General features: G+C 31.4%; 31 protein-coding genes. 7 read left to right on the forward strand and 24 right to left on the reverse strand.

All coding sequences use genetic code 11. The annotated features are described in order from the left end of the window. Positions 1–15 precede the first annotated feature (15 nt). A complete protein-coding gene (locus L2Z92_RS05420) occupies positions 16–471 on the reverse strand; it encodes a DinB family protein (RefSeq protein ID WP_236457817.1) in 456 nt (151 codons plus the stop codon). A gap of 196 nt (positions 472–667) precedes the next feature. Between L2Z92_RS05420 and L2Z92_RS05425 the strand changes: the two genes are divergently transcribed. The 5 genes from L2Z92_RS05425 to nadD all read left to right on the forward strand — a co-directional run bounded on the left by L2Z92_RS05425 (position 668) and on the right by nadD (position 4,216). Then, positions 668–1,024: an arsenate reductase family protein gene (locus L2Z92_RS05425; protein WP_236457818.1), complete on the forward strand. Its 357-nt coding sequence runs from the start codon at positions 668–670 to the stop codon at positions 1,022–1,024. Continuing rightward, positions 1,017–1,907 (forward strand): DMT family transporter, encoded by an 891-nt coding sequence (locus L2Z92_RS05430; RefSeq protein ID WP_236457819.1) that lies wholly within the window; start codon positions 1,017–1,019, stop codon positions 1,905–1,907. Before L2Z92_RS05425 ends, L2Z92_RS05430 begins: the two co-directional genes overlap by 8 nt. A gap of 118 nt (positions 1,908–2,025) precedes the next feature. Further along, positions 2,026–2,886, forward strand: coding sequence for a YicC/YloC family endoribonuclease (locus tag L2Z92_RS05435; RefSeq protein WP_236457820.1), 861 nt, complete (start codon positions 2,026–2,028; stop codon positions 2,884–2,886). Between the two features lie 87 nt (positions 2,887–2,973). Further along, positions 2,974–3,546, forward strand: coding sequence for a guanylate kinase (gmk, locus tag L2Z92_RS05440; protein WP_236457821.1), 573 nt, complete (start codon positions 2,974–2,976; stop codon positions 3,544–3,546). 88 nt (positions 3,547–3,634) lie between these two features. Beyond that, positions 3,635–4,216, forward strand: a complete 582-nt coding sequence (nadD, locus tag L2Z92_RS05445; RefSeq protein WP_236457822.1) for a nicotinate (nicotinamide) nucleotide adenylyltransferase — start codon at positions 3,635–3,637, stop codon at positions 4,214–4,216. A 34-nt stretch (positions 4,217–4,250) separates the two neighbouring features. Here the strand turns inward: nadD and L2Z92_RS05450 are convergent, their stop codons facing one another. The 22 genes from L2Z92_RS05450 to L2Z92_RS05555 form a co-directional block, all read right to left on the reverse strand. Further along, positions 4,251–5,699: a nicotinate phosphoribosyltransferase gene (locus tag L2Z92_RS05450; protein WP_236457823.1), complete on the reverse strand. Its 1,449-nt coding sequence runs from the start codon at positions 5,697–5,699 to the stop codon at positions 4,251–4,253. A 4-nt stretch (positions 5,700–5,703) separates the two neighbouring features. Next, positions 5,704–7,347 carry a hypothetical protein gene (locus tag L2Z92_RS05455; protein ID WP_236457824.1) on the reverse strand — a complete coding sequence of 548 codons (1,644 nt, stop codon included), beginning with the start codon at positions 7,345–7,347 and terminating at the stop codon, positions 5,704–5,706. 36 nt (positions 7,348–7,383) lie between these two features. Then, positions 7,384–8,454, reverse strand: coding sequence for an adenylosuccinate synthetase (locus L2Z92_RS05460; RefSeq protein ID WP_236457825.1), 1,071 nt, complete (start codon positions 8,452–8,454; stop codon positions 7,384–7,386). Then, the gene (locus L2Z92_RS05465) at positions 8,455–9,336 is read right to left on the reverse strand and encodes a hypothetical protein (RefSeq protein ID WP_045970631.1); all 882 of its coding nucleotides are present in this window, start codon (positions 9,334–9,336) and stop codon (positions 8,455–8,457) included. A gap of 2 nt (positions 9,337–9,338) precedes the next feature. Then, positions 9,339–9,674 carry a hypothetical protein gene (locus L2Z92_RS05470; protein ID WP_045970629.1) on the reverse strand — a complete coding sequence of 112 codons (336 nt, stop codon included), beginning with the start codon at positions 9,672–9,674 and terminating at the stop codon, positions 9,339–9,341. A 135-nt stretch (positions 9,675–9,809) separates the two neighbouring features. Next, positions 9,810–10,544, reverse strand: coding sequence for a metallophosphoesterase (locus L2Z92_RS05475; RefSeq protein ID WP_236457826.1), 735 nt, complete (start codon positions 10,542–10,544; stop codon positions 9,810–9,812). 1 nt (position 10,545) lies between these two features. Continuing rightward, the gene (locus tag L2Z92_RS05480) at positions 10,546–11,148 is read right to left on the reverse strand and encodes a macro domain-containing protein (protein ID WP_236457827.1); all 603 of its coding nucleotides are present in this window, start codon (positions 11,146–11,148) and stop codon (positions 10,546–10,548) included. Positions 11,149–11,152: 4 nt separating this feature from the next. Then, a complete protein-coding gene (locus L2Z92_RS05485; RefSeq protein ID WP_379677960.1) occupies positions 11,153–11,689 on the reverse strand; it encodes an RNA 2'-phosphotransferase in 537 nt (178 codons plus the stop codon). 39 nt (positions 11,690–11,728) lie between these two features. Continuing rightward, entirely contained in the window at positions 11,729–12,418 is a 690-nt protein-coding gene (locus L2Z92_RS05490) for a Sir2 family NAD-dependent protein deacetylase (RefSeq protein ID WP_236457829.1), read from the reverse strand. A gap of 103 nt (positions 12,419–12,521) precedes the next feature. Further along, complete coding sequence (locus L2Z92_RS05495; protein ID WP_236457830.1) at positions 12,522–12,938, reverse strand: ADP-ribosylation/crystallin J1; 417 nt, start codon at positions 12,936–12,938, stop codon at positions 12,522–12,524. Beyond that, positions 12,935–13,372 (reverse strand): NADAR family protein, encoded by a 438-nt coding sequence (locus tag L2Z92_RS05500; protein WP_236457831.1) that lies wholly within the window; start codon positions 13,370–13,372, stop codon positions 12,935–12,937. Before L2Z92_RS05500 ends, L2Z92_RS05495 begins: the two co-directional genes overlap by 4 nt. Positions 13,373–13,379: 7 nt before the next feature. Further along, positions 13,380–13,979: a DUF4291 domain-containing protein gene (locus tag L2Z92_RS05505; protein ID WP_236457832.1), complete on the reverse strand. Its 600-nt coding sequence runs from the start codon at positions 13,977–13,979 to the stop codon at positions 13,380–13,382. Then, positions 13,976–14,539, reverse strand: coding sequence for a 2OG-Fe(II) oxygenase (locus L2Z92_RS05510; protein ID WP_236457833.1), 564 nt, complete (start codon positions 14,537–14,539; stop codon positions 13,976–13,978). Before L2Z92_RS05510 ends, L2Z92_RS05505 begins: the two co-directional genes overlap by 4 nt. A gap of 18 nt (positions 14,540–14,557) precedes the next feature. Further along, entirely contained in the window at positions 14,558–15,157 is a 600-nt protein-coding gene (locus L2Z92_RS05515; protein WP_236457834.1) for a nucleoside 2-deoxyribosyltransferase domain-containing protein, read from the reverse strand. 8 nt (positions 15,158–15,165) lie between these two features. Further along, positions 15,166–15,696 (reverse strand): NADAR family protein, encoded by a 531-nt coding sequence (locus L2Z92_RS05520; protein ID WP_236457835.1) that lies wholly within the window; start codon positions 15,694–15,696, stop codon positions 15,166–15,168. Positions 15,697–15,746: 50 nt separating this feature from the next. Beyond that, positions 15,747–16,751, reverse strand: coding sequence for an ADP-ribosylglycohydrolase family protein (locus tag L2Z92_RS05525; RefSeq protein ID WP_236457836.1), 1,005 nt, complete (start codon positions 16,749–16,751; stop codon positions 15,747–15,749). Beyond that, the gene (locus tag L2Z92_RS05530; protein ID WP_236457837.1) at positions 16,748–17,680 is read right to left on the reverse strand and encodes an ADP-ribosylglycohydrolase family protein; all 933 of its coding nucleotides are present in this window, start codon (positions 17,678–17,680) and stop codon (positions 16,748–16,750) included. Before L2Z92_RS05530 ends, L2Z92_RS05525 begins: the two co-directional genes overlap by 4 nt. A 6-nt stretch (positions 17,681–17,686) precedes the next feature. Continuing rightward, on the reverse strand, positions 17,687–18,259 hold the full coding sequence (locus L2Z92_RS05535; protein WP_236457838.1) for a DUF4291 domain-containing protein: 573 nt from the start codon (positions 18,257–18,259) through the stop codon (positions 17,687–17,689). Between the two features lie 63 nt (positions 18,260–18,322). After that, positions 18,323–19,150 carry a TIGR02452 family protein gene (locus tag L2Z92_RS05540; RefSeq protein ID WP_236457839.1) on the reverse strand — a complete coding sequence of 276 codons (828 nt, stop codon included), beginning with the start codon at positions 19,148–19,150 and terminating at the stop codon, positions 18,323–18,325. A 127-nt stretch (positions 19,151–19,277) separates the two neighbouring features. Next, positions 19,278–20,108 (reverse strand): ribose-phosphate diphosphokinase, encoded by an 831-nt coding sequence (gene prs, locus L2Z92_RS05545; RefSeq protein WP_236457840.1) that lies wholly within the window; start codon positions 20,106–20,108, stop codon positions 19,278–19,280. A 71-nt stretch (positions 20,109–20,179) separates the two neighbouring features. After that, entirely contained in the window at positions 20,180–20,875 is a 696-nt protein-coding gene (locus L2Z92_RS05550; protein ID WP_236457841.1) for an NUDIX hydrolase, read from the reverse strand. Positions 20,876–21,413: 538 nt separating this feature from the next. Beyond that, entirely contained in the window at positions 21,414–22,310 is an 897-nt protein-coding gene (locus L2Z92_RS05555) for a LysR family transcriptional regulator (RefSeq protein WP_236457842.1), read from the reverse strand. Positions 22,311–22,450: 140 nt separating this feature from the next. Between L2Z92_RS05555 and L2Z92_RS05560 the strand changes: the two genes are divergently transcribed. Beyond that, complete coding sequence (locus tag L2Z92_RS05560) at positions 22,451–23,245, forward strand: type 1 glutamine amidotransferase domain-containing protein (RefSeq protein ID WP_236457843.1); 795 nt, start codon at positions 22,451–22,453, stop codon at positions 23,243–23,245. Positions 23,246–23,249: 4 nt separating this feature from the next. Beyond that, positions 23,250–24,413, forward strand: a complete 1,164-nt coding sequence (locus L2Z92_RS05565; protein ID WP_236457844.1) for an iron-containing alcohol dehydrogenase — start codon at positions 23,250–23,252, stop codon at positions 24,411–24,413. Here L2Z92_RS05565 and L2Z92_RS05570 read toward each other — a convergent pair. Then, the gene (locus L2Z92_RS05570; protein WP_236457845.1) at positions 24,410–25,966 is read right to left on the reverse strand and encodes a T9SS type A sorting domain-containing protein; all 1,557 of its coding nucleotides are present in this window, start codon (positions 25,964–25,966) and stop codon (positions 24,410–24,412) included. The genes L2Z92_RS05565 and L2Z92_RS05570 overlap by 4 nt on opposite strands. Positions 25,967–26,032 lie beyond the last annotated feature (66 nt).

The raw sequence follows: 26,032 nt of genomic DNA on the forward strand, positions 1-26,032 counted from the left end.
CTCTAGAGACACAACTTAAAGAAACTTCTTGATCTGAAACATTACACCAAGATGAATACCTTCATGGTAGTTATTAAATTCGAACGCATTTTGAAGATTAGCTATATAAAAACCTGTCTTTGTTTGATAGGAATTAAACGTTTTAAAAACACCTTCGCTGTAGTCTAATTCAGTTTTCACAATAGTTGAAAGTAATAAGTCTTTAATTTCAGCAAGTTCTTCGCTAGAAACAAAACCTTCTGGCTTTGTTCCATTTTGATACTTTTCTACCAATTCCTGAGAAACATTTAAAGGCAATTCCGACAAAGCATACACTAATTTCTGCTGAGAAACTAGAACATGCGCAACATTCCAAATTAGATTATTACTAAACCCTTCTGGTATTTTATTCAACTGTTCTAGAGAATATTTTTCTAAAAAATTTAAATACGTTTCCCTACTTGTTTTCCAAATTTCAAATGTTGTTTCCATACAAAGCTATTTTTAACGAAGATACTAAAAAAGACACAGCAAAGAAAACTGAAAAATCATCAATTAGCCCTGACGGAAACAGGATCCTTATTCTCTTTTTTCAGAAAGAGAATAAGATAAAGTGAACAGCAGGAAAATGGAATACAAATAAAAACAATGGTTTTCGCTTCTAATTTGTATTTTTGTAAAAAAAAGAATGGATACTATTTACTATTTAGCTTCTTGCGATACTTGTAGAAAAATTATAAAATCTTTACCTAAAGACGTTGAATTAGTTTTTCATGACATTAGACAAGACCCATTAACCGAAGAGATTCTAGAAAAAATGCATTCACTTTCTGGTAGTTATGAAGCGTTGTTTAGTAAGAGGGCACAATTATACAAACAACGAAATTTAAAAAACCAAACGCTAACTGAGAATGACTATAAAGCATTAATTTTAGAACACTATACTTTTTTAAGCCGCCCTGTTTTTATCATTAAAAACGAAATATTTATTGGAAACTCACAACCCAATATTTTAAAATTAATGAAGACCTTAGAAAATGTCTAAAAGAACCCTAGCTATAATAGGGGCTACATTTGTTGCAATGATTTATGGGTCAACGTTTACTATTGCGAAAGACGTAATGCCAACCTATGTACAACCCTTTGGTTTTATTCTAATTAGGAGTATTGGCGCTACTATTCTTTTTTGGCTATTGACTTTTTTTGCACCAAAAGAAAAAATCGACAAGAAAGACTTCCCAAGAATTATGGCTGCTGCTTTTTTTGGAGTTGCTTTTAATCAGCTAACTTTTTTCAAAGGCCTAAGCTATACTTCACCAATTAGCGCATCGGTAATAATGGTTACTGCTCCAATTATTGTATTAATATTATCTGCAATTCTTATTAAAGAGCGAATTGAAATAAAAAAGGTAATTGGAATAATTATTGGCCTAACCGGTACTTCAATTTTGATTCTTTACGGAAAATCTATTGGAAACAGTTCAAATGCAAATTGGGGAAACTTTTTAGTTTTTACTAATGCCTTTTCGTATGCGATTTATCTTATTATTGTAAAAAAATTGATTTCTAAATATCATGCATTTACTTTTATAAAATGGATTTATTCATTTGGTTTACTCTTCGTAATTCCTTTCGGTTACTCTGAATTCAACGCAATAGAATGGCAGTCTATTCCTATTGATATTTACTACAAAATTGGATTTGTTGTTTTCTTTACTACGTTTTTAGCCTACTTAATAAACTTAATGGCAATGAAGCAGTTAAAACCAACAACCCTTTCAGTTTTTATCTATCTACAACCTCTTTTTGCAGCTAGTTTTGCTATTAGTTTAGGTAAAGATGAACTAAATTTAATCAAAATAACATCTGCAGTTTTAATATTCATAGGTGTTTATTTAGTGACACAAAAGAAAGCAACAAGCAATTAATATTCCATTATCAATATCTTTTTTTAGTTTTCTAGCAATACTATTATCAAATTACTATTCTCTAATTACAAATTACTAACCACTATTTCTTATCTTTGAAATCTTTTTAAAGTAAAATATGATACTATCCATGACAGGCTTTGGTAAGGCTACGAAACAATTACCAAACAAAAAGATTAATGTTGAAATAAAATCGTTAAATAGCAAAGGACTCGATTTAAACATGAGAATGCCTTCTATTTACAGGGAAATGGAATTAGGTCTACGTAATGAAATCTCTCAGAAACTAGAGCGTGGAAAAGTTGATTTTTCTTTATATATTGAAATCACAGGAGAAGAGACTTCTTCAAAAATAAATGCTCCAATTATAAAAGGATACATTAACCAGATGAAAGAAATTCTTCCTGAGGCTGATGTTACCGAATTAATGAAAATGGCTGTTCGAATGCCAGATGCATTAAAAATTGAACGCGAAGAGATAGATGAAAAAGAATGGAGTGATATTAAACTTGTAATTAACGACGCGTTAGAAAACATTGTTACTTTTAGAAAAGACGAAGGATCTTCACTTGAAAAAGAGTTCCAATTGCGAATAGCAAATATTCGTTCGTACATGGATCAAGCTTTAATTTTGGATCCTGAACGTGTAAAAAATATCAAAGAGCGTTTACAAATAGCTATTGACGAACTAAAAGTGAACGTAGACGAAAATCGTTTTGAACAAGAATTAATCTATTATCTAGAAAAATTAGACATCACTGAAGAAAAAGTGCGTTTAAACAATCATCTAGATTATTTTCTAGAAACATTAAATGGCAACGAAGCTAATGGTAGAAAATTAGGATTCATTACTCAAGAAATGGGAAGAGAAATCAACACTATGGGTTCTAAATCGAACCATGCTGAAATGCAAAAATTAGTTGTAATGATGAAAGATGAACTAGAAAAGATTAAAGAACAGGTTTTGAATGTACTATAAAAGTAATTAGTAACTAGTGGTTAGTAATTGGTCGATTTATGAAGACTTTTGCTAATTACTAATTATCAATCACTAATAACTAAAAATATGACTAAAGGAAAATTATTTGTGTTTTCTGCACCTTCGGGTTCAGGTAAAACAACAATAGTAAGACATTTATTAGAAAAAGAAGATTTAAACTTAGAGTTCTCTATTTCTTGTGCTACTCGTGAGCCAAGAGGTCAAGAAATAGATGGAACCGATTACTATTTTATTTCTTGGGAAAAATTTAAACAACACATTAAAGACGAAGACTTCATTGAATGGGAAGAAGTTTATACCGATAATTTCTACGGTACTTTAAAAGCAGAAATAGAACGTATTTGGGCTTTAGGCAAACATGTTATTTTTGACATTGATGTTGTGGGCGGATTACGTATTAAACACAAATTCCCTGAAGAAACGCTAGCTGTTTTTGTAAAACCTCCAAGTGTAGACGAATTGAAACGCAGGTTAAAATTACGATCTACTGAAAGTGAGGACAAAATCAATATGCGTATTGCAAAAGCTTCGGTTGAATTAGCGACTGCTCCACAATTTGACAAAATCATTAAGAATTATGACTTAGATACAGCAAAAGAAGAGGCATATCAGTTGGTCAAGAATTTTTTGCAAAAATAATATTACACAAAGCCTCGTAAAGATGCACAGAGATACACAAAGACTTTGTGAAACTTAGCGAAAACTCTGTGAAACTCTGTGAAACAATATGAAAATCGGATTATACTTTGGGACTTTTAACCCTATTCACATTGGTCATTTAATTATTGCCAATCATATGGCTGAACATTCGGATTTAGATGAAATATGGATGGTTGTTACACCTCATAATCCTCATAAAAAGAAAAGTTCTCTTTTAGATGACTATCATCGTTTGCACATGGTTCATTTAGCAACAGAAGAATATTCACATATAAAACCTTCTGATATTGAATTTAAATTACCGCAACCTAATTATACGGTGCATACTTTGGCTCATTTACAAGAAAAATATCCTAGCTATGAATTTTCTTTAATAATGGGTGAAGACAATTTGAATTCGCTACACAAATGGAAAAACTATGAAGTGATTCTTCAAAATCATGACATTTATGTTTATCCAAGATTAAATTCAGGAGAAATGGACGATCAATTTGTAAATCATCCTAAGATTCACAGAATTGGTGCTCCAGTAATTGAATTATCATCTACTTTTATTAGAAAAAATATTAAAAACGGAAAAAATATTATTCCAATACTTCCTCCTAAAGTATGGAAATATATAGAACATAATTTGTTTTACACAAAATAAAAGAGTCTGATTTTAAAATCAGACTCTTTGTTTATTACCTCACTCTTTTACGAATATCTTCCAAAGGATGATCTATCAATAATTTCCCATCTCTGAACACTTCTTTCATTTCGCCTTGTTGTTCTTCATACCAAGAAACATTATCGGTTAAGGTATAATTTCCGTCAATTAAATCGATTTTCATTAAGCCTTTTGCTGATTTTTTGGTTCCGTCATCTGTAATGGGATCTTTAAAAATGGCTCTTCCTTCTCCGTTTACTTCTCCGTAAGTCGCTTTCATGGCAAAGCCAAAAGTATCACGTGTGTTGTATTGATACGTAAACGAACCAATTCCTAAAACGACATTGGTAGACGCAAATCCTTTTTTCTTTAACTCTTCACAAATTTGAGTCGCTCTCTCAATTGTAATACTATCGCCATAAATCGCTCCAATTTGCGGAATCAATTCTTTATAGCCTTTTTCGTTTGTGGTTCCTCCAAATGTATCCCAAAGCAATTCTACTACACCTTTTCGTTCTTGTTCGGATTTTCCGTTTGGATTTCCGCATAAAATTAGAATTGGGTCACCACTATCTGGGCGAACGACTACTTTTCCTTCTCTGCTTATAATTTCTTCTTTTAATCTTGGTAAATAATCCGTTAGTACTTTCCACAAATCCCAAGTATCAGAAACGATAGAAACAATTCCTTTTGGATAGACTTCGCAAATTAATCTTTTGAAAGTGTCATATTCTCCTTCGGTTGTTCCCATACACATAACAGAATGTTCAGTTGCTGCTACTGAACCACCTATTAATTCCTTATCTGAATTGGCATTATAATATTCTTCTAAAAATTCAATTGCTGGAATGGTATCTGTTCCTGTAAAACTCAATAAATGTCCGGCTGCTGAAATTACGGCTGCTTCAATTCCAGCCATTCCTCTCATAGAGAAATCGTGTGCTTGCCAATCTACAAATTCGGTGATCGAAGATGTTTCATTAGCATATTTATCCAATACTTTTCGGTATTGTTTCGCAATAGTAGCCGAATTACATGGCATCCAAACCACTGCTGATAATAAAGTTTCAAAATAGTTGGTTAACCAAAAGAATTCTGGTTTTGTATTGTACATCGTGAACATAGGTGTACGAATAGGCACAGAAACTCCTTCCGGCAAAGCTTTAAATACCATTGGAATATAACCTAAATCGTGTAAATCTTCAATATGTTGAATTCCAACTTGGTTTTCACCTAAATAATTATTGATTCTACGGGCATATTTTTTAGCTACTTCTTCTTTTGGTTTATTAAAGAAATGCGTTTGAAAATCTTCTAGTATGTATTTTTTGATAAAATATTGTAAACCGAAGAAAACAACCTCATCAATACCTTCAATCCTTGATTTTCTTGGCGTCCAGTTGGAATAGACTAAGGTTGTTCCGTTTGGATATTGTCTTCTGTGGTCTACTTTGTAACCGTCGGTTAATAGTAATGGGTTCATATAATTATGCTTTATTGTAATTAGTAAATTGATTTAACATTTCTTCTGATAAATTTATTCTTTTTCGCCATGAAAATGGAGCAATGCATTTTAATAGTTTAGATAGGTTTTCGTCTTGACTGTTTGAAGGAATAAATTTTTTGTTCATTTCAGAAATATGTAAATCAAGCCATTCTTGAAAATTTGTATCATTTTTTAATAAATAATTTTTTGAAGAAATTAATGTATCAATATCTATAATAACTAAATCCTTAATTCTTGCTGAATCATAATTAATTCCTAATTTATCTCTTATTTGCTTTTTGTAGTATTCATTTAAAATAAAATTTAATCCGTGAATATCAAAAATTCGTTCGCATAAAACCAAAATTGGATATATTTTATTTGAATTTCCGTAATTTAGTTTGTTATCAAATTTAAATTCATTATTTATGATCTTTTCAATGTGTAACGTTAGTTGTTGAATACCTTTGGGAGTAATAAATTTTTCTTCTAGCGCCTTAATTAATTTCTCTAAATGTCTAGATTCTTTTACTTTTCCAGCAATCATGACATCTTTACACTCAAATATAAATATATCATTACTTTTTTTATTTCTTACATAGTAATCAGGTTCAAATTTTTCTTCTTTTTCCTTTCTTTCTAAAACGATATAATTTCCATTTTTAAAAATATCATCACAAATAGAATGAAATAAATGTTTTTCTGAAAATTCAAGATTGTAAAATGAAAAGAAATCTCCATACTCCTTAATAAGATTCACGTCATCTTTGAATGCTTTTATAATATTGAACTTTATTCCTTTATAAAATCGATCTACAACAAAAAGGAAGTCAAAATATGTATAATGGTTATCCGAGAGTTTAACAATTGGATTTTCTTTTAATTTTTTAAAATCTTCGTCAATTTGAACATTATCAGAAATTAACGAATCAAAAAACAAAATATCCTTTTCTTCTATCACTTTAAATTCATTGCTATTCTTTATTTTAGTCTCAATAAATATTGTGTATAGTAATTGGTGTATATTTTGTATTAGTTCAGACTCATCATTAAAACTAAATTGTGTAATTAAATTTCTCTTTAATTCTTCTAATCCTTTCTTCCCAAGGAAAACGAATAATTTTTCTAGTTTATATACTGTAGAATAGATGTATTTTATCAAGTCTTCATTATTTTTATCAGATTCAGTGTCTGCTAAAATAAATTTATTTAAAAGTATACTATATGAAAAATTCTCTTCAGGACTTATCTCTCCAAGGTTCATTATATATTGAAGTCCAAAATTTTCTTTTTCTTCTAAATCTTCATTGATTGATAGAAAAGCTTTAAAAATATTTTCTTCAAATTCACTTATGTCAATATTCTGATTTGTTAAATTCTGATTTTGAGAAAGAATAATCTCAATTATTTTTAAATATCCAATGTCACTTATAAAATCTATCTCTTCATATTTTAGTTTAGAGATTCTTTGATTAACATTATCCTGTATATCATTATCTGAAAAAAAATTATCTAACCTTAATGTATTGTTGTGTTTAAAGGGAATTATTCTTTTAATTTCCTCAAACGGAATATTTTTTAAATATTCTATTGTGTCTTTTCTCGAATCATCGTAAACATCGGAATATTTTAATAAGTATGTCATTTTTCAACTTTTTTAGGATAAATATTTGCCATTTCCTTACTTTATTATTTTAAAAAATTTAGATTCTGGTGCGTAAGAACCATAAATCGCGTCAAATTTAGTCTTTAATTTATCAAAATCAACTTCTTGTTGGTATTGATCCAAACACGTTAGTACTAAATTATTTTTTGTTGCATTTGAATATATTTGGTCTATTCGCAAGGCGTGAAGTAACAACTCTTCGTCTAGTTTTCCAAATCGAAGTTCTTTTTGATATTCGTTGTACACACAGGTTTCTTCTTCATTATTTACCAATTGGATATTTTCTTCATTTGGCATCCAACCACTTCCATGTCTAGTAGTGTAACATCTTGATACATAAAACAATTCTATATCTTGAATATCTAATTGCTTACAAATTTCTATTGCGTTTTTAGAAGTTGTGTTCGCATACGTTACATTAGGAAACACACCATGATCCATATCTAGCAAAATGCCTTGACTGCCTTCAAAGATAAAGGTTTCATAATTATTTAAAACTTCATAAGTAGTTATTTTCCAGTCTATTTTTTCAATACACTCTAAGAAATAAACTACTTCATTTTGTAACTGATTATCATTAGAAATGCCATAATAAGAAGCTATATTTTTCAATTTTTCAATCAGAAAATCTTTCGGACCTATTAAATCTATGGCAAATAACTTGTACGTACCTTCATTGCGCTTCATAGTTGCTCCAATTCCTTTTCCACAAGAACCGTGCGTTAAATTTTTAGTGTTATTTTGATTTTGCCAAACATCAAAAGGCGTGGTTACTTTGGCTAACGGATGAATATATAGTGTTGTATTTCCTTCTTTTTCCTTTAATTCTAGAAATTCATTATACAAAAGTGATGGATGAATAGTACAATGTTCACTAAAATAAGATGGTAAACCACGTAAAGCACCACTAGCAAAACTAGAATGTATGTGTTTTTTTTCGTTTAACATTACTGTATGTGCGGCTTGTTGTCCACCTGAAAAACGTATTACTATAGCTTCTGGGTTTTGGCTACAAAGGAAATCGGTTGTGATACCTTTTCCTTCGTCTCCAAATCCTAAACCAATAACCACTTTTGCTTTTTTCATTTATAACATATCAATATGGTCAAATCCTGTTGTTCCAGGAGTACTTAAATCTCCTGTTGATTCAGTTGTTCTTCCTGATTTTATTTTATGCTTCTCACAAATGATATTTTTAATCACATCTGGAATAGTTTTATAATCTTCTACTGAAATACAATTTTCTCCTAGTACTTCTTTCCAACCAATTTCTGCCGATTGGGCTCTTGTAGAATGCAAAACGCTAATGTGATAGACTTCGTATCGTTTTTTGGCTTCAGCCAATAATTCTAAATCGCTATACGTTTGTTCTCCACTTCCCATAATCTCTTTGATAGCAGAAGCTGGTAACACTTTTAAATTAGGTTCATCTCCAATTGTGAACAATAGTCCTTTTTGACCTCTTTTTTCGAAAGCATCAATTTTTGTATGAAACGCTGCAAAGTACCAAGCTAATAAATAACTTTCTCCTGCATTTCCACCACCACCAGATTCAATGTAGGTTCTAGTTAACCACATGTCTAGTTCTTCATCACCCGATTCAAATTGGCCAACCTGCAACGGATAACCATCGCATTCGTGGTCTCCAATTCCTAAGAAAAGAAGTGCTGGATCTGGAACGCCACCATCTATAATTCCTCCCATTAGTTTTGGTAAACCTTCTTTTACTAATTCGTGAGGAATATGTCCCATACTTCCTGTTACGTCTAATCCTAAAATGATTGGGTACGAATTAGGATTTGCTTCAGAATCTCTAGCTTCTCTAAAGGTTACTCCATTAGGATTCATGGACTCATGAGCCATTCTTAATTTGTTCTGTGTAAAAATTTCATTAGCTGCTTTTGAAGCATATCCTTCTTTTGCTGCTTTACTTAACCGTGCACTAAAGTTATATTTTGTTCCTCCCATGATTAAAATGTTTTACCAAATAAGTATTCGTATCTTGTTTTTGCTATTTCGAATTGGATTTTTAGGTTTCTGATATTCAAAGACAATTCAATGTCTCTTTGTACAAAAGTATCAGGATTGAAATCGGCAAAGGTTAAACTGTTTTTGTCTAATGGACTGATGTCGATACAACTTTCTTGTTCTCTTTCTAATCGTTTTATTTTTAATTCGATGTCTTCAATGCGTCTTTTATAAATGAGTTCTGAGTCTTCTGCTATGGCTTTGGCTCTGTCTTCTCTTATTTGGTCGTTGTTTCTTCGTAAAGCGTCAACGAATCTTGGTTTTAAATCGTCACTCATATTTTTAGTTTTTATAGTTTTTATAGTTTTGAAATATATGTGTTTTCTTGTTATTATTCTTTAGTTATTTCAACTCAAATATACGTTTGTAAAAGTTCTTTTACATCATCATAAATAATGATTTTCTTGTCTAATCTAATTTCTCCCTTTTTCATTTGGATATAATGTTTGCACTACATCGCTTTGCCAAAATTCTTTCGTTTCAATATCTAAACAAGTTAGTTTCCCCATGAAAGCTGCTCCAGTATCAATATTCCAAACGTTAGCTTTATTCATAGGGGTATCAATACCGTAGTTTATAGTTGGAGTATGTCCAATATAAATTTCGTTATAATGTTTTAATCGCTTTGGATATAATTCACTAGTTTTTTTAAGATGTTTATCCATAGCTACTGCTGTTTCCCATAAGGTTCTATCAAAATAATAATCAGACTCGTTTTGTTCTTTTTCAACACCATGAATAGACGTAAATCCTGCATGAAGGAACAGCTTACTGTTTTTATGTATATAATAATTTTTCAAGTTCTGAAAAAACACCTTGTGATTTTCGTTAATTATATAACCTGTTTTTAAATAACTCTCTTTGGTTGATTTCCCTCCATGTTCTTCCCAAACAGGATTTGATGCTCCTAATTCCAACCATCTTCCACACCACAAATCATGATTTCCTCTAATAAAAATACATTCTTGATTTTCAGCAGTTTTTATTAAAAACTGAACTGTTTCTGCTGATTCGTTCCAACCATCAACGTAATCTCCTAGAAAAATTAATCTATCATCAATAGTGATTTTAGCTCTTTCAAACAATTGTTGTAAAGCTCTTAATCCTCCATGAATGTCTCCGAAAACTAATGTTCTTTTTTGTTTCATTTTAATAATCCCAAATTAATCCATTTTCATTCAATCGATATTGAAATTTTTGAGTATCTCCAAAGGTTTGATAGTCCTTATAATTTCCGTTTATTATTTCGTCATAAGCCAAAAACATTTGATTAGATGCAATATGAAATGGCATTCTTCCACATCCTGTTGCCAATCCTGGAATTGCAACTGTTTTAATGGCTTCATTATTTTTGCAAGCAATTAAAATGGCTTTCATTGCTAAATAAGCATTTACTGAAGTGGCAATATTAAAGCTCATTGGTACACGCATAGTTGGTGCAGAAATTAGAAACGGAATTTTTTCATTTCCTGTAGCTAAAGTAATGGATTTTCCAATGAGTAATTCTCTTTCATCTAATTGTGCAATTTGCGCTTGCAATTCTTCTTGTAAATGCCAGCCTAGTTTTTCAGAAAGATGCAAATCCAAACCGCCATCCATAAATCCGAAAGAATTGGCTGGACTTACAATAGCATCGCATTCGACTTCTAAAATATCTTGACCAATTATGGTAACGTTTGGACACTCTTTGAAATCTTCTTTCCAAGCTGTTCCTAATTCCTCTTCTCTGTAAACTAATTTAACTTGTAACATCTCTTTAAAATTCAATGTACGCTACTGGTACTTCATTGGTTAACCAAACTCCGTTTTCTGATATGTAAAATTTGAAACCGTCTTGGTACATTTTTGGTGCGTTGATACTCAAAATTACAGGTTTCCCTCTTCTGCTTCCCACTTTTATGGCTGTTTCTCTGTCTTGACTCAAATGCACGTGTTGTCTGCTCATTTTTTGCAACCCTTCTTTTCGAATGGCTTGTATGAATTTGTCCACTGTTCCATGATATAGAAAATGAATGGGTTCGACTTCTTTTAATTCTAATTCAACCGAAATGGAATGCCCTTGACTAGCTCTTATTTTGGTTTTGTCTTCATTGAAAGCGAATCGTTTTTTATCATTGTTTTCTACTACATAATCGAGTAGCGTACTATCTAATTTCTTATGAAACTTATTACATTGTGTAATGAGTTCGTCTACATTTGCCCAACCGTTTTCATCTAGGGTTAAGACTATTTTTTCTGGTGTATGCCTTAGTACTAAACTAAGGAATTTGCTTATATCTTTTGTTTCTATCATAAACATGTCGCTCCTCTGGAACTCTTAAAATCACTTTTGTTATTTTGCTTCTTTTACCAAAACATCAAAAACTTTTTGCATGCCTGTTGTTGCGTTTTCTTTTACATAAATAGCTCTTCCTCCATAATTACCTCCATCGTGATCTGGATTGATAATGATTAGTTGAGCATCATGCTTTATAAAGCTCAACAAATTAGCTGCTGGATAGACTTGTAAAGAAGTTCCAATTACCATAAAGATATCGGCTTGTTTTACCATTTCGATAGCTACAGGATATAAAGGTACATCTTCTCCAAACCAAACAATATCTGGTCGTAATTGCGATTCGTCTTCTGCTTTGTCACCAATTTTTATGTCTTCAAAACAATCGTACACTAATTTTCTATTGAGTGATGAACACATTTTATTTAGTTCGCCATGTATGTGTAAAATATTGGTTGAGCCTGCTCTTTCGTGTAAATCGTCTATATTTTGCGTGATGATTTGTACTTCGAAATGCTCTTCTAATTGTTTTACTAAATGATGCGCCTCATTTGGTACTACTTCTTTTAGTTTTCGTCTTCTTTCGTTATAGAATTCTAATACTACTTCTCTGTTTTTTCTCCATCCTTCTGGTGACGCTACATCTTCTACTTTGTGGTTGTGCCATAATCCGTCAGCATCTCTGAAGGTTTGGATGCCACTTTCTGCACTGATTCCTGCTCCTGTTAATAGTACTATTTTTTTCATTTTTTATATTTTTTCACATTCTCTTTTTGTCTAGAAAGTTCTCGATACATTTTTTATTCCATTCCATTGCATAAAAAACACTCGAACAGACGTACTAGATTTATTAAAGAGCATCTATTTCTTTTAATTTTTTATTCAAGGTTTCATTTTGAGAAGGTTGATACTTTTCTCCATAAAACACTTGTTTTATTTTTATTTCTCCAACGATATTCTCATTGAATGTTCTTAATTCTTCTGATGGAATCCATAATTCGTTATGGTTTTTATCACCTACATTTTGAATTTCGAATTGTTGTAAATACTCACTATCCACTTCAAAAGCCGTTACTATGCCACAATAGCTTGAAAATTCATCGGGTGTGTTCCATTCTCTTGCTATTTGTGCTGCATATTCTTGGTTCATCACTGGATAAAATATGGGTTGCCATTCTAATCTTGGTGGAAAGGTTTTGAAATTACTTGCTGTAATTAATTCCATTTCTTTTAATCCGACTGGACGATATAATGTTATTGTTTTCATTTTAATTCTTCTCTTACTTTCATTAGAATTTTTCCTAATCTATTTTTTCCTTTTCCATCGCCACCATCTCCCCAATAATTATCATTTTCAGTATGCTCAATAATAATTGCTTCATTCGTTTCTGCTAGTAGAACTCTTAATTCTTCATATTGGGTGAATTTTGCTTTTATTACTTCATACATGACATTATCTTTAAGGTTATCCCAATTCATTTTTATTTTTTCCTTTCTACTTCTCCCTAGTTCTGCGGCTTTCATTGGAGTGAGTGCGTTGGCAATCTTATCTTGATAACTCTTATTTTCAAACTTTTGAGCTTGAAAGTAATGTTCTGATGTTTTCCATATTTTATTTTTCAGTTTCACAGGATAATTGGAAAAGTTTGAAAACTCTCCATAATTACCTGATTCACTATAAAATTTTATCACTTCTTGCATTTTTGATTTATTTTGAATTTTTGGCAATTTTATTTCCAATTTCGCTATTAATCGAATATACTTTTTCGTTTGGTAATAACCTTTGAGCTTCTTTATACTTACCCTCTTTAATAAGTGTTCTGATCTTCTTAACCAAAGGAGTATAATCTTCAATATCTACAATCCATTCTTCATTATATTCTTGAATTAAAAACCTGCTAATTCCCACTTGTATAGACTGATAGTTTAATTTAGTTCCTTTAAAATTACGCTCTGGATCCCATTGAATATGAACTTTTGCTTGATTAAATTTTTCTTCCCATTCGTGTCCTGAAGAATAAACATTCGAGTCTGGATGTGTTAAGACTCCCATATTTAATGCTTCATCCCATTTATCTCTTCTTATTCTTATCGCCAAAATATATTCTTGATTGGATTTGTTTGCCCAATTACTCCTTTCCATTAACCATAAAAAAGAAGGCTTTATCCATGTCATTCTACTAAATGAAAAAGGCTCTTGAAACTTTTTATTTTTTATTGCAGGAATCGCTATTTTTTCACCATAAGCTTGATATACTATGATGGTGTCTCTGTTATAATCTGCTCTAATCTCTTGATTCTGTTTCATTTTAATTCTTCTTTCATTCGATACATAATATCACTTCGTAATGCATATTTGTAACCACTTTCTATTTTTTTGCCTTCATGTCTGTACGGATGATAAAAAACCAATAAGTCACCTGTTTTAGGTTGGATGGTAAATAAATCTTCAAATTCGGTTGCTCCACCTTCAAATTCTTCGTTGAGATAGATTAGAAAAGTGAAGAAACTTTTTTCTCTTTCATTTCTTTTAAAACTTCCATCTCTGTGCATTTTAAATCGTTGTCCTGGACTGTATTTATAAAAACGAAAAAGTTCGTTTAATCCTATTCTATCATAATTTCCAATTTCATTAGATAATAACGGCAATGCTCTTTCGTATAATTGATTAGCCAATGCTTCATCTTTGTATAAAATCCGATCATTGTCTCTTACACTTTTTAACATAGATTGCGTGTTGGCTCCCGTTTGCACTTTAGCTTCTTCATAACCAATTTGCTCACTTTTCTCAATTAAAACTTTACATTCTTCTTTGGAAAGGAAGTTTTCTATTACAAATATGTCTTTGTTATAAATGATCTTTTTCATTGTTTCTTTCATAATTCATTAGAAAACCCATTTGTTTTTTACTAATGTTGAAGCAATTTCTTCAATAAAAGAATCTGCTACTTGTTTTTCTTTGTCTCCTTTTTCTAAAACATGCCATTTAATACCATGTGAAGCAACTAACTTTTTAGCCCAATTAACACTTTCGGCATCTTCTGGTGCTCCCACAATGAAATGTTTCTTTTGAGGGTTTTTAAGGTATTCCTGAAAATAATATCCAAACTCCCAACGGCTTGTGGGTCCAATATTATTTGGAAAATTCCCTGCTTTTTCTTCTGAAAAATAGGTTGGTAACCAAAAAGCCGTAATATCACACAATCCTAAATATTGCCATTCCCAAGCTATTTGATCATTATGTACTTTATTCAATAAACTGGTATTTGATTTTTCAATAGTATTCCAATTTCCAGATTCTGGTTCGGGAGAAACAATTAGCATACTTGGGTCTAATCTTTCATCTTTTAATAACTTATCTAGTATCACTCTTCTCCAACCTGATTCCATTCTTTCGTTTGGTGGTGTTGGTCCTGCTAAGAAAACACCTAAATTAGGAAGTACCGTTTCATGTTCTCTTGAGAATAAAGTTCTTATTGTTTCCATCTTTTCAATTACTTTCTTAATTCATCCCTAACTTCCATTAAAGCAAATCCTAACAAGTTTAATCCTTTCCATTGTTTTGGATTATGACAATCTTTATGATCACTTGCTATTCCAATTCCCCAAATAGGATCAACCGGACTTGCTTCTACAATAACTCTTTCATTGGTATTCAAAAAAAACTGTTTTAAATCTTTATGCTGACTGAACTTATGGAAGTTTCCTTCTTTTACTATTTGAAATCTATTGGCTAACCATATTTCATTTTCATAATTACGAACTTCTCTGCCTAGCTTTTTGGCTTCCGCTGGTGACTTACAAAGTAGTATTTTTTCTAACACTTCTTTATCTCCAAACAACTGAGCCTTTTTTGCCATCATCCAATGTTCGGCTGTTTTGTATTCAATTCCTTGAACTGTAAAACTACTTTTCCACCATTGACTGAAACAAGTTTTTGTGATTGTTCCGTCTTTTGAAGGTTGGTGACCCCAAAAGAATAGAAATTTATTGTCTGACTTTATAGTTTCAATTGTGTATTTCATATGTAGATAGTTATTTGATTTTAAAATTGTCATATGTTATCACCTAATCTTCATTTGTGTTTGTTTGCAACAAACTTGTTGTTAGTGGTGATTTCATATTTCTCACTTAATGTATCACATAGCTTTGTGATGTCGTTTTTTCTAGCTAAAACGTTGATCCATTCTTCTGGAATACTTTCGTAGCCATATAGTAATCCTGCTAATCCTCCTGCAATGGCTGCTGTTGTATCGGTATCACCTCCTAGATTTACCGCTTTTAAAACTGTTTCTTCATAGGTATTGGAATTTAACAAGCACCAAAAACTGGCTTCGAGACTACTTAAAACATAACCACTTGAACTTATTTCTTTTTCTTTTAATTCAGCTAATTTGACCAGTTCATAGTCTCCAATTTGGTTTTCTAGTACTCTATGAAATTTGTCAATTTCTGTTTGAGAACAAATAGGATTATTGGTTAGAAAATCATTTACTTTCTCTTTCATTCCTTCGAAAGCTTCTTCTTTATTTTTTCCTCCTAAAAGCAATAAGGCATATTCTATGTAGATAAAACAAGCTATTACTGATCTTATGTGAGCGTGTGTAATTGATGAAACTTCTTTCACTGTATCAAATCTTTTGGAGATACTAAAATCTTTTACATAAAATAGTAATGGAAGAATTCGCATTAACGAACCATTTCCGTTATCTCTTTCAGATGTTCCTCCAGCTAATAATGGATTTGTTCCGTTTTCAATAGCATGTATAGCTGAATTTGTTGCGATTCCTATGTCAAAAACACGTCCGTGTGGCGTCCAAAGTTGTTCTTGTCTCCAAAGCACGAAATTATTTGCAATATCCTTTACATCATATCCTTTGCATAAACTTTCAGCCAAACAAAAAGTTAGGGAACTATCGTCGCTCCAAGTTCCTCTTGGCTGCGCATGAGAACCGTTTTCTCGCATATTGGTTACTGGAAATCTTGCTAATAATTCTCTATCTTGAAATTCTACAGGAACTCCTAGTGCATCACCAACCGCTACTCCGAATAATGCGCTATGTATTTTGTTTGTTTTCATTTTTCATTTTCTTTATAAAAAATACTTTCTTCCCATTTTTCTACAGAATTGATCCATAGCGCAGGAATTTCATCTTTTTTAGTATTCATAATCGAAATTCCTCCTGCAATAGCACAAGTAGTATCTCTATCCCCTAAACCTGACACTGTTTTCCAAAGGCAATTTTCAAAATCATTCATAAAATGATAGACATTCCAGATAGCAAAAGGAACTGTATCTTGTGTTAACATTTTAACTCCATTCCCTAAAGCAGACACTATTGTTTTAATATGATAATTACATGGTAATTGCTTTATCTTTATCAATTTATATCTTATTTCACTTTCTGGTGTATATTCTATTAGGGTATTTAACCAGTCTTTTTTTGTTATCTTTTCTCCAAAATACATTCTCGTACAAAGTGCTGTTGCTATCGCTACTGTTATTGATCCTGCTACAGCTTCTTTGTTATAGTGTGTCACTTCACACGATATTTTTGCTTGTTCTGAAACTTTATAGAAATCATCATAAAAATAAGCTCCAATTAATGATACTCTCATTGCCCCACCATTTCCCATTGAACCTTCGCCATTAAAACTAGCTTTTGTAATGGATAACCAATCTGAAGATAATTTCATTTCCATTAATTTTCTATGCATTGATGGTCCATATCCTCTTCTGCTGTCTTTATCATAGTTGTTAGCAAACTCTTTAGCAATATAATCCTGATTAATTTCTTGAAATAGTTCTAAAGATTTAAACAGTGGAATTGCCATTACAGTATCATCTGTGTATCTCCATTGTGTTTCTGGAATGGCATTATTGTAAATTGCATCTTCTACCAATTCAGTCTCTCTAAAAAAACTATCACCAAAAGCATCTCCAATTGCAATTCCTGTTAGTGATTTTTTAGCTAAATCTAATCTATCTATTTCATTAATTGTTTTCATGCTTTCTTAAGTTGCAATCTTCAACTTTTTATTTAATTCATTATCCTTGAAAATTAATGGTTTTTCTGCTGGAATCATCAGGTTTTCTAAGGTGTTGTTTTTTACATTTTCATATTCATGAGCTACAAAATCGCTGATGTCTTCTATTAACAGAATGTCTTCTTTTGCAAATGTTTTTATAAACTGGTTTCGCAATCCTATTTGTATGGCTCTTCGTTCTAATTTAGTTCCATAAGGATCGTGATCTGGATCCCATTGTAATCGGACATTTGATGATTTTACTTCGTTTTGCCATTCTTCTCTTGTCATTCCTTCTACTTGATTATATGAGGAATATACTGCATGTTGCAAATACGTTTCAAAAGCCTCTCTTTTTAAATGTAGGGCTAAAACCACTTCTTGTCCTTCTTTTGTTCCCCAACCGTTTCGGTACATCATCCAAAGGAAATTGGGTTTTATCCAGGTCATTCTTTCCAAGCTAAATGCTCCACCAAAGAATTGATTATTAACTGCAAATTGGCCGATTTCTTTTCTGTAGGATTGGTACACTATTATTTTATCCTCATCATATTGTGCCATGATGTGATAGTCTTCTTTTGGCCATTCTTGTATTTGTGTTGTATATTTTTTTTAATTCTAGTTTCATTTTAAATCAATCACTTCATTGAAAGCATTTAATACCAGCTTCTTATCCGATGAATCTCGAATTGCAAATACTATTTTCTTAAATGCGTATGAATACTTCTCTTTTATAACAGTCATAAATAAACTTGCTACTTCTCTTGGTTCATTTCTAAATACTCCACAGCCCCAAGCTCCAAGAATCAAAGTTTCTATATTTTGTTGATTTGCAATTTGCAAAACATGCTCAATTCTTTCTATAAAAACAGCTTCTATTTGTTCTATTTCTTCTGTTCGGTTGTGTTGTAACATAGCTCCTTTATTAGGTGCAGGTGAAGTTATAACGTCAACAACTATCTCTTTTGCAAGTGTATTTCCTTCATCGTTAAACCAAAATATTGTAGCAGGACTGTATATCATATAATCTGAATATAAAAAAGTACGTTGACTTTTATTATATTCATACATGGTTTTATCTTTTGTAAGTGAGGCATACAAACTTGATGATCGTGCTAAACTTTCTTCTTGTGCTGATGCTCCTCCTAAAAAGCCTCCTCCAGGATTTTTTGCTGAGGCAAAATTCAAAACTGCTATTTTAGTCTCTCTTTCTTCTATCATAGCTTCCATAGTAGAACAATTTTTAACTACTATTTGTACACTTTCATTATTCTCGATTATTGGTTTATCCATTATTCCATTCCATTCTTCTGGTGCTATGGTAAACGTTTTTTCAATGTTATTTTCTATAGCAAGACGCACTTCTACTTTTTCATTATTTTTATAATAAAATCCGTCTTGTATAATTTGTATTGTATTTTGCGCTATTCCTAGCCTACTATTTTTATTCATTTTTTCTAGTATTAATTTCTTTAAAATATTTTAAAAAAGTTTAAAACATTATGGATTTTAGGTTCTCGATACATTTTTTATTCCATTTCATTGTATAAAAAATACTCGAACTGACGTGAACTACTATTTATTTTACTTCTAATTTAATCACTTCCACATTCTCATTCTCAATATCTTTGAAAGAATTGGTTGTAAATATCTTTTTAAAAACACTTAAACTTTCAAATCCTTTGTTGAAAATACCGTGGCTTACTGCTAAGTATAAGTTGCCAGCGTTTTTGTTTTTAAGTTCTTCGGCTAAGCCAATGAATGTTCCTCCTCCATCGCAAATGTCATCTACGATTAAACAATCTTTGCCTTGTAAGTCTTCTGAATACACTTTGAAGCCTGATAATTTCCCTGTTTTTACATCTCTACTTTTACTGCATTCTACTACCTCAACTCCTCCTAAATATTCCGATACTTTGTAGATTTTCTTTAATGCTCCTCCATCTGGTGAAATTAGCAAAACATTATTTCCTATTGTTTTAATAACTTGTTGGATGAAATTATAATTGGTTACTACTTCACAATTATTCAATAATGCGGGAGTTACTTCAGAATGCGGGTCGAATACTTGGATTCTATTTAAGTTAAAACTATTGATAATGTCTGCATATACTTTAACAGACAAGGGTTCACCTGGAATCATGACACGATCTTGTCTTGCTGCTGGAAAGTAAGGAATAAAAGCATTGATGGTTTTTACCCCCATTCTTCTTAAAGCATCTATTGCCAAACAAAACAATCCTAGGTCGTTAAATGAATTGAGACGGTGTGTAACGGTTACCGTTACAGTAGTATCAAAATTGGCTGTGATTTTTATATGTGGTTCTCCTCCTGAAAAAACAAAACTTTGAAATTCAATCGTATTTTCTTTTCCTAAGGGACTAAAATTAGTATCTAAATTAAGAATCATAATATTTGTGTTTATTTTACACAAAATTATAATTTAATTTTTTACTGACAAAATTTTATTTAGTGTTTTTTTTACACTAATTTGATTTCAAAGTGAATCCCCTCTTTTTCAAGCCTTTTGTACTCGGCAACATTAAAAGTATATAATTTTGCTGGACGGCCCGATTTCTTATCTGCAAATTCTTCCGTTTCGGTTATAAACCCAAAACTCATCATTTTTTTTCTAAAATTTCTTCGATCTATATCTTTTGCAATAATAGTCGTGTATAAATTCTCTAGATCCGAAAACATAAATTTATTGGGCAACAAATCGAAACCTATTGGTTGATAGGTTAATTTATTTTTTAATCTTTTTATTGCTCTATTCACTATCTCATCATGATCGAAGGCTAGATTTGGAATTTTATCAATTTCTACCCAAGATACATGGTCAGCATCTGTATCTGCAATTAAGGTTAATTTTGATGGATCTACTAAAGCAAAATAGGCTACAGAAATTACTCTATTTCTTGGATCTCTAGAAATATCGTCTCCAAAAGTATATAATTGTTCTAGGTAATTTACTGAAACATTCGTTTCTTCTTTCAGCTCTCTTTTGACCGCTTCTAGTAAAGATTCGTCTTCTTGCACCAAACCACCAGGCAAAGCCCAGTAAGTGTTTTGGCTACCAAATTTTTGCTGAATTAACAATACATATAATTTGTTCTCTCTGTATCCGAAAACTACTGCATCTACGGCTATTTTGATATTTTGAAGACTTGCTGACATAAAAACGTGTATTTAGTACGCAAATATAGTTTATTTTGTTTTCTCTATATACTTTTGACTATTTGTTTTATGCTTTCTCACGAATTTTTGTGGTATTATTTTCTAATTATAGTTACTATAAGGTTACTATAACCTTACTATAAAGTTACTATAAGGTTACTATAAAATAGCTTCATAATGGCTAAGCAGAAGACGATAATGAAACACAAGGCAAGCTAATTTTTAAAGGTTTTTATATTTTCTAATGCTTTATCTACTAACTCACCACTTTTCCATTTCAATTGTTCTTTTACAAAATAAGGTCAAGTCTTTTCTATTGAATTTTTAAAATGATTTGCAACAACTTTATCATTCCAATTTCTAAAATGGGAAACTACTTTTTAACAAAAATTACAAAAGTCTCCATTCTCTAAGGTTTTAAAGCTTTTCAATTTTTCAGAACAAGGTTCCTTTATAGCTAAATTGTTTATAGTTCACCGTTTTACTTTTGATAAACATGAAATATGTAAACGTTTAACACTAAAAAATATAAAAAAATTTATTTTAAGAACAGTCGTAATTCCTCTATGACTTCTTCTAAAACATTATTTAGGGCTTCATTTTTTCTGGACAATAAAAAAACTTTTGTAGTAGGCATTTTGGGACTATTCCAAAGTAATTGCACTTTTTTTTCTTTTATATATGATTTGATATTAACATCCCAAACGATAGCTAATCCAGAATTTTTTATCAGGGCTTGAATTAAGTCGCTTTCAGAAGGTATGATGTAGTTAGAAACTAGCGTGGGTCTTTTTTTATCAAAAACGTATAACCAAAATAATTTTACATGCGGTATTCTTGCATCATAATTATACCATTTCTGCTTGTTTAACCAATTTTCTACTGCTATTAAATTATCGTTTTTAATTTCCTTTTTCACATCTATTATATCCAAATCATTACTTGCAATCATGATTTGTTTGATTTTTCCAAGTTCCTTTTGGATTGTATCAAAAGTATCATATTGCTTCGTTACAATTGCGAAATCTATTTTTTTTGCATCTACTAAACTAAATAACTCGTCATTTTCTCCATAGAAAAAATCAATAAAGTCGAATTTTGAAATTAATTGATTACCAAAACAAGAAAATAAATGTTTAGAGATTCCAACAGAAACTAATTTATTAGCATTAAATGCTTTATCTCTAAATCCATTTTCTACATTTTCAAGTCTATCTAAAGCCTCTATAATCAGATTATTCAGTAACTTAGCATATTCAGTAGGCTCTACTCCTTTTGATTTCCTATTGAACAACTTATAGCCTACATGTGCTTCCAACATGGCTATTTGCTGGCTTACAGCAGGCTGGCTTATGAATAATTCTTTGGCAGCATTTGAAAAATTACCATTTTTATAAACCGATTTAAATGTTCGATACCATTCTAAATTAACCATGATATAAATATATTTATTACAAACATAATTTAAATTATTTTTACTAATATCATTAAAATAGTAATTTTGATAAATATTTAAAAAATGTTGAAACATAAAATAGTAACCTTATCCTTAATTTTGATTAAAATTTAGAAAGTATGAAAAACATAGCAATAGCTTTATTATTAGTAATGACAATCAGTTGTAAAGAAAAAGAAGATACCACTGAAACAGTAACACAAAACGAAGAAGAAACAACAAAAAAAGAAACCATGAAAAAAGTAGTATTTGTATTAACTAGTCATGATGAACTGGGAAGTACTGGAGAAAAAACAGGATTTTGGATAGAAGAATTTGCAGCACCTTATTATGAATTAGCGGACAAAGGAGTTGAAATAACTATTGCTTCACCAGCAGGAGGTCAACCACCAATTGATCCAAAAAGTGCTGATCCATCATCAGCAACAGAAGACACTAAACGATTTGACAATGACAAAACCTTGCAAGAAAAGTTAGCAAATACAGTAAAATTAGCCACTATAAATCAAGCTGATTATGACGCAGTCTTTTATCCTGGTGGTCATGGCCCATTATGGGATTTAGCTTCTAGTGAAGATTCGAAATCATTAATTGCTTCTTTTTATACGAACAACAAACCTGTTGCTTTTGTTTGTCATGCTCCAGGAGTATTGAAAGATGTAAAAGTAAACGGAGAATTTTTAGTAAAAGGAAAAAAAGTTACTGGTTTTACAAATACAGAAGAAGAAGCAGTTGGCTTAACTAAAGTAGTTCCTTTCCTACTAGAAGATGCTTTGCAAGCTAATGGAGCTATTTATAGTAAAGGAGAAAATTGGGCACCTTATGCCGTTGAAGATGGTGTATTAATTACAGGACAAAATCCAGCTTCTTCTAAATTAGTAGCTCAAAAATTATTAGAACAATTAAATAAATAAGATAATGAACAATTTTGAATTATATAATCCCGTAAATTATGTTTTTGGGAAAGGTCAAATAGAACAACTGAAAGACTTAGTGCCAAATAAAAAAATTCTAATCGCTTATGGTGGTGGAAGTATTTTTAAAAATGGTGTATACGATCAAGTTAAAGCTGCATTGCCTACTCACGACGTTGTGGAGTTTGGCGGCATTGAGCCCAACCCTCGCTATGAAACTTTAATGAAGGCTGTTGAAATTATTCGTAAAGAAAAAATCGAATTCATTTTAGCTGTTGGTGGTGGAAGTGTAATTGATGGTGTTAAATTTATTTCTGCTGCTGTGAATTATGAAGGTGATGCTGCTGAAATTTTAAGAAAACGTATCTTATTCAAAGATGTTTCAAAGGTTATTCCATTTGGAACTGTTTTAACTTTACCTGCAACTGGCTCTGAAATGAATTCTGGTGCAGTAGTAACTATTGAAGCAACGCAAGAAAAGTTAACATTAGGAGGAAGCGCATTGTTTCCAGTTTTTTCTATTGTTGATCCAACCGTTATTATCTCTTTACCAAAAAGACAGTTACAGAATGGTGTTGTAGACGCCTTTACACACGTAATGGAACAATATCTAACTTATACTCATGATGCGCTTTTACAAGATAGAATTTCTGAAAGTATTCTGCAAACTTTAATTGAAATAGGACCAGAAGTTGTAGAGAATCCTAGCGATTACAAATTAGCCTCAAACTTTGTTTGGAGTGCAACAATGGCTTTAAATGGTTTGATTCAAAAGGGAGTTCCTTCAGATTGGGCAACACATATGATTGGCCACGAATTAACTGCTTTATATGAAATTGATCACGCTAGAACTTTAGCTATTATTGCTCCAAGTCTATACAAAGTTATGTTTGAAACTAAGAAAGATAAATTAGCACAATACGGTCAACGTGTTTGGAATATTACTGGGAACTCTACGGAAGAGATTGCAGAAAAAGCCATTGAAAAAACCGTAGAATTTTTCCATACAATGGGTATGAAAACTAAAATTTCTGAAAACACAGAAAACTATGAAAACACAGCAGACTTCATTGTAAGCCGTTTTGAAGAAAGAGGCTGGAAAGCAATGGGCGAAAAACAAAACATTACTCCAGAAAAGGTGAGAGAAATAGTTGAAATGAGTTATTAATTTTTTACAATTTTAACCATCTTACTTCTAGAATTTGATTCCACTTTAAGAAAATAAACACCTTTCTCAATCGTTGAGAAGTCTATTTGAAAGTTTTCTTGATTTGGAATCAGTTCTTTTACAATAACACCTAGAGCATTCATTACCAAAACAGAAGATACGATTTCTTTGGACTCAATTTTCAAAATTGTTGTCGTTGGGTTTGGAAAAACTAAAAGCTTATTAGTGTCAAAAGCAGGAGTTTGTAATGCACCAACTTCAATACCTAACACAAAAGAACTACTTCCAAATATATTGGAAACTTCAACTGTATAGTCGGTCATTGGAGAGTTTTCCGTAGGTGTACCACTAATTTCACCAGTATACACATTAAAGTTCAATCCATTAGGTAAACTAGGTACAATTGAATATTTATAGGTAATTATCTTTCTAATCTTATGATTTGCATAATCTGCTATAAAAAGCTCATCTTGACTATTAATAGTAATACCCGTTAACTCTTTAAAGGTAGCCAAAGACACAACAACATCATTTGCTCCTTGAGCACCAGTACCAGCAAAAGTAGACACATTTCCAGAAGGATCAATTTTGCGAATCTTATGATTTCCACTATCAGTTACATAACAATTATCGTTAGAGTCGAACACAAGAACAGCAGGATGGCTAAAAGAAGCCAAAACACCTAAATCATCAGTACTACCATCGGTTCCGGAACCTGCAAATGTTGAAACAATTCCATTTGTGTTAATTTTACGTATTCTGTTATTACCATAATCAGCAACATATAAAACACCTGTAGAATCAAAACAAAGTCCCGTTGGCCCATTAAATTGCGCAACAGTAACATTACCATCATTAAAACCAGAAATACCTGTTCCTGCAAGTGTAGTTACTATTCCACTGGGAGTTACTTTACGTATACAATGATTACTATAATCAGCAACATATAGATTATCATTTTCATCTATAGCCATAGCTGCTGGAAAATAAAATTTTGAATTTACTCCTATTCCATCTTGAAAACCTGCCACTCCAGAACCCGCAAACGTAGTTACCTGTCCGTTAATATCAATTTTTCTAATCTTATGATTGCTTTGATCTGTAATAAAAATATTTCCTTGAGAATCTACAATTGCGCCATCTGGATATTTGAATGTTGCAACATTTGATGCTCCATCTGCCGCACCAATACTTCCCGTTCCAGAAATAGTCGTAACAATTCCAGTTGAAGAAACACTTCTAATTTTGTGATTACTTCTATCTACAACAATTAAATTATTCTGATTATCGAAAGTAACAACTGTAGGATAATTAAAAGAAGCTACTGTAGATGTTCCATCCATTGCTCCAATAGTTCCAGTACCTGAAAAAGTTGAAACTACAGGTTCTGTAGGAACTGCACCGCCAGAATTTGTAGGATATAATGGCGTAATTGTCTGATTGTTTACAAAACTATTTGGTGTTGTATAACTAATATTTGGTGCTTGAGAAAAAACATTCCAATAAGTTATAACAAAAAAAAGAATAAGAATATGTTTTTTATTTGTCTTCATAGTACTAACAAATGTAAAACAAAAAAGCGTTCAACAGTAAATCTTGAACGCTTTTAACTAACCAAC

This window comes from Flavobacterium jumunjinense (assembly GCF_021650975.2).
Taxonomy (GTDB): Bacteria; Bacteroidota; Bacteroidia; order Flavobacteriales; family Flavobacteriaceae; genus Flavobacterium; species Flavobacterium jumunjinense.

Coding starts and splice junctions, on each gene's coding strand:
- L2Z92_RS05490 (WP_236457829.1), bottom strand. CDS start 12,418: ATGAAAAAAATAGTACTATTAACAGGAGCAGGAATCAGTGCAGAAAGT.
- L2Z92_RS05505 (WP_236457832.1), bottom strand. CDS start 13,979: ATGAAACAGAATCAAGAGATTAGAGCAGATTATAACAGAGACACCATC.
- L2Z92_RS05480 (WP_236457827.1), bottom strand. CDS start 11,148: ATGTTACAAGTTAAATTAGTTTACAGAGAAGAGGAATTAGGAACAGCT.
- L2Z92_RS05550 (WP_236457841.1), bottom strand. CDS start 20,875: ATGTCAGCAAGTCTTCAAAATATCAAAATAGCCGTAGATGCAGTAGTT.
- L2Z92_RS05450 (WP_236457823.1), bottom strand. CDS start 5,699: ATGAACCCATTACTATTAACCGACGGTTACAAAGTAGACCACAGAAGA.
- L2Z92_RS05515 (WP_236457834.1), bottom strand. CDS start 15,157: ATGGAAACAATAAGAACTTTATTCTCAAGAGAACATGAAACGGTACTT.
- L2Z92_RS05565 (WP_236457844.1), top strand. CDS start 23,250: ATGAACAATTTTGAATTATATAATCCCGTAAATTATGTTTTTGGGAAA.
- prs (WP_236457840.1), bottom strand. CDS start 20,108: ATGATTCTTAATTTAGATACTAATTTTAGTCCCTTAGGAAAAGAAAAT.
- L2Z92_RS05500 (WP_236457831.1), bottom strand. CDS start 13,372: ATGCAAGAAGTGATAAAATTTTATAGTGAATCAGGTAATTATGGAGAG.
- L2Z92_RS05485 (WP_379677960.1), bottom strand. CDS start 11,689: ATGATAGAAACAAAAGATATAAGCAAATTCCTTAGTTTAGTACTAAGG.
- L2Z92_RS05430 (WP_236457819.1), top strand. CDS start 1,017: ATGTCTAAAAGAACCCTAGCTATAATAGGGGCTACATTTGTTGCAATG.
- L2Z92_RS05435 (WP_236457820.1), top strand. CDS start 2,026: ATGATACTATCCATGACAGGCTTTGGTAAGGCTACGAAACAATTACCA.
- L2Z92_RS05455 (WP_236457824.1), bottom strand. CDS start 7,347: ATGACATACTTATTAAAATATTCCGATGTTTACGATGATTCGAGAAAA.
- L2Z92_RS05560 (WP_236457843.1), top strand. CDS start 22,451: ATGAAAAACATAGCAATAGCTTTATTATTAGTAATGACAATCAGTTGT.
- L2Z92_RS05555 (WP_236457842.1), bottom strand. CDS start 22,310: ATGGTTAATTTAGAATGGTATCGAACATTTAAATCGGTTTATAAAAAT.
- L2Z92_RS05460 (WP_236457825.1), bottom strand. CDS start 8,454: ATGAAAAAAGCAAAAGTGGTTATTGGTTTAGGATTTGGAGACGAAGGA.
- L2Z92_RS05535 (WP_236457838.1), bottom strand. CDS start 18,259: ATGGCACAATATGATGAGGATAAAATAATAGTGTACCAATCCTACAGA.
- L2Z92_RS05425 (WP_236457818.1), top strand. CDS start 668: ATGGATACTATTTACTATTTAGCTTCTTGCGATACTTGTAGAAAAATT.
- L2Z92_RS05470 (WP_045970629.1), bottom strand. CDS start 9,674: ATGAGTGACGATTTAAAACCAAGATTCGTTGACGCTTTACGAAGAAAC.
- L2Z92_RS05540 (WP_236457839.1), bottom strand. CDS start 19,150: ATGAATAAAAATAGTAGGCTAGGAATAGCGCAAAATACAATACAAATT.
- gmk (WP_236457821.1), top strand. CDS start 2,974: ATGACTAAAGGAAAATTATTTGTGTTTTCTGCACCTTCGGGTTCAGGT.
- nadD (WP_236457822.1), top strand. CDS start 3,635: ATGAAAATCGGATTATACTTTGGGACTTTTAACCCTATTCACATTGGT.
- L2Z92_RS05530 (WP_236457837.1), bottom strand. CDS start 17,680: ATGAAAACAATTAATGAAATAGATAGATTAGATTTAGCTAAAAAATCA.
- L2Z92_RS05495 (WP_236457830.1), bottom strand. CDS start 12,938: ATGAAAACAATAACATTATATCGTCCAGTCGGATTAAAAGAAATGGAA.
- L2Z92_RS05510 (WP_236457833.1), bottom strand. CDS start 14,539: ATGAAAAAGATCATTTATAACAAAGACATATTTGTAATAGAAAACTTC.
- L2Z92_RS05570 (WP_236457845.1), bottom strand. CDS start 25,966: ATGAAGACAAATAAAAAACATATTCTTATTCTTTTTTTTGTTATAACT.
- L2Z92_RS05525 (WP_236457836.1), bottom strand. CDS start 16,751: ATGAAAACAAACAAAATACATAGCGCATTATTCGGAGTAGCGGTTGGT.
- L2Z92_RS05520 (WP_236457835.1), bottom strand. CDS start 15,696: ATGAAATACACAATTGAAACTATAAAGTCAGACAATAAATTTCTATTC.
- L2Z92_RS05465 (WP_045970631.1), bottom strand. CDS start 9,336: ATGGGAGGAACAAAATATAACTTTAGTGCACGGTTAAGTAAAGCAGCA.
- L2Z92_RS05420 (WP_236457817.1), bottom strand. CDS start 471: ATGGAAACAACATTTGAAATTTGGAAAACAAGTAGGGAAACGTATTTA.
- L2Z92_RS05475 (WP_236457826.1), bottom strand. CDS start 10,544: ATGAAACAAAAAAGAACATTAGTTTTCGGAGACATTCATGGAGGATTA.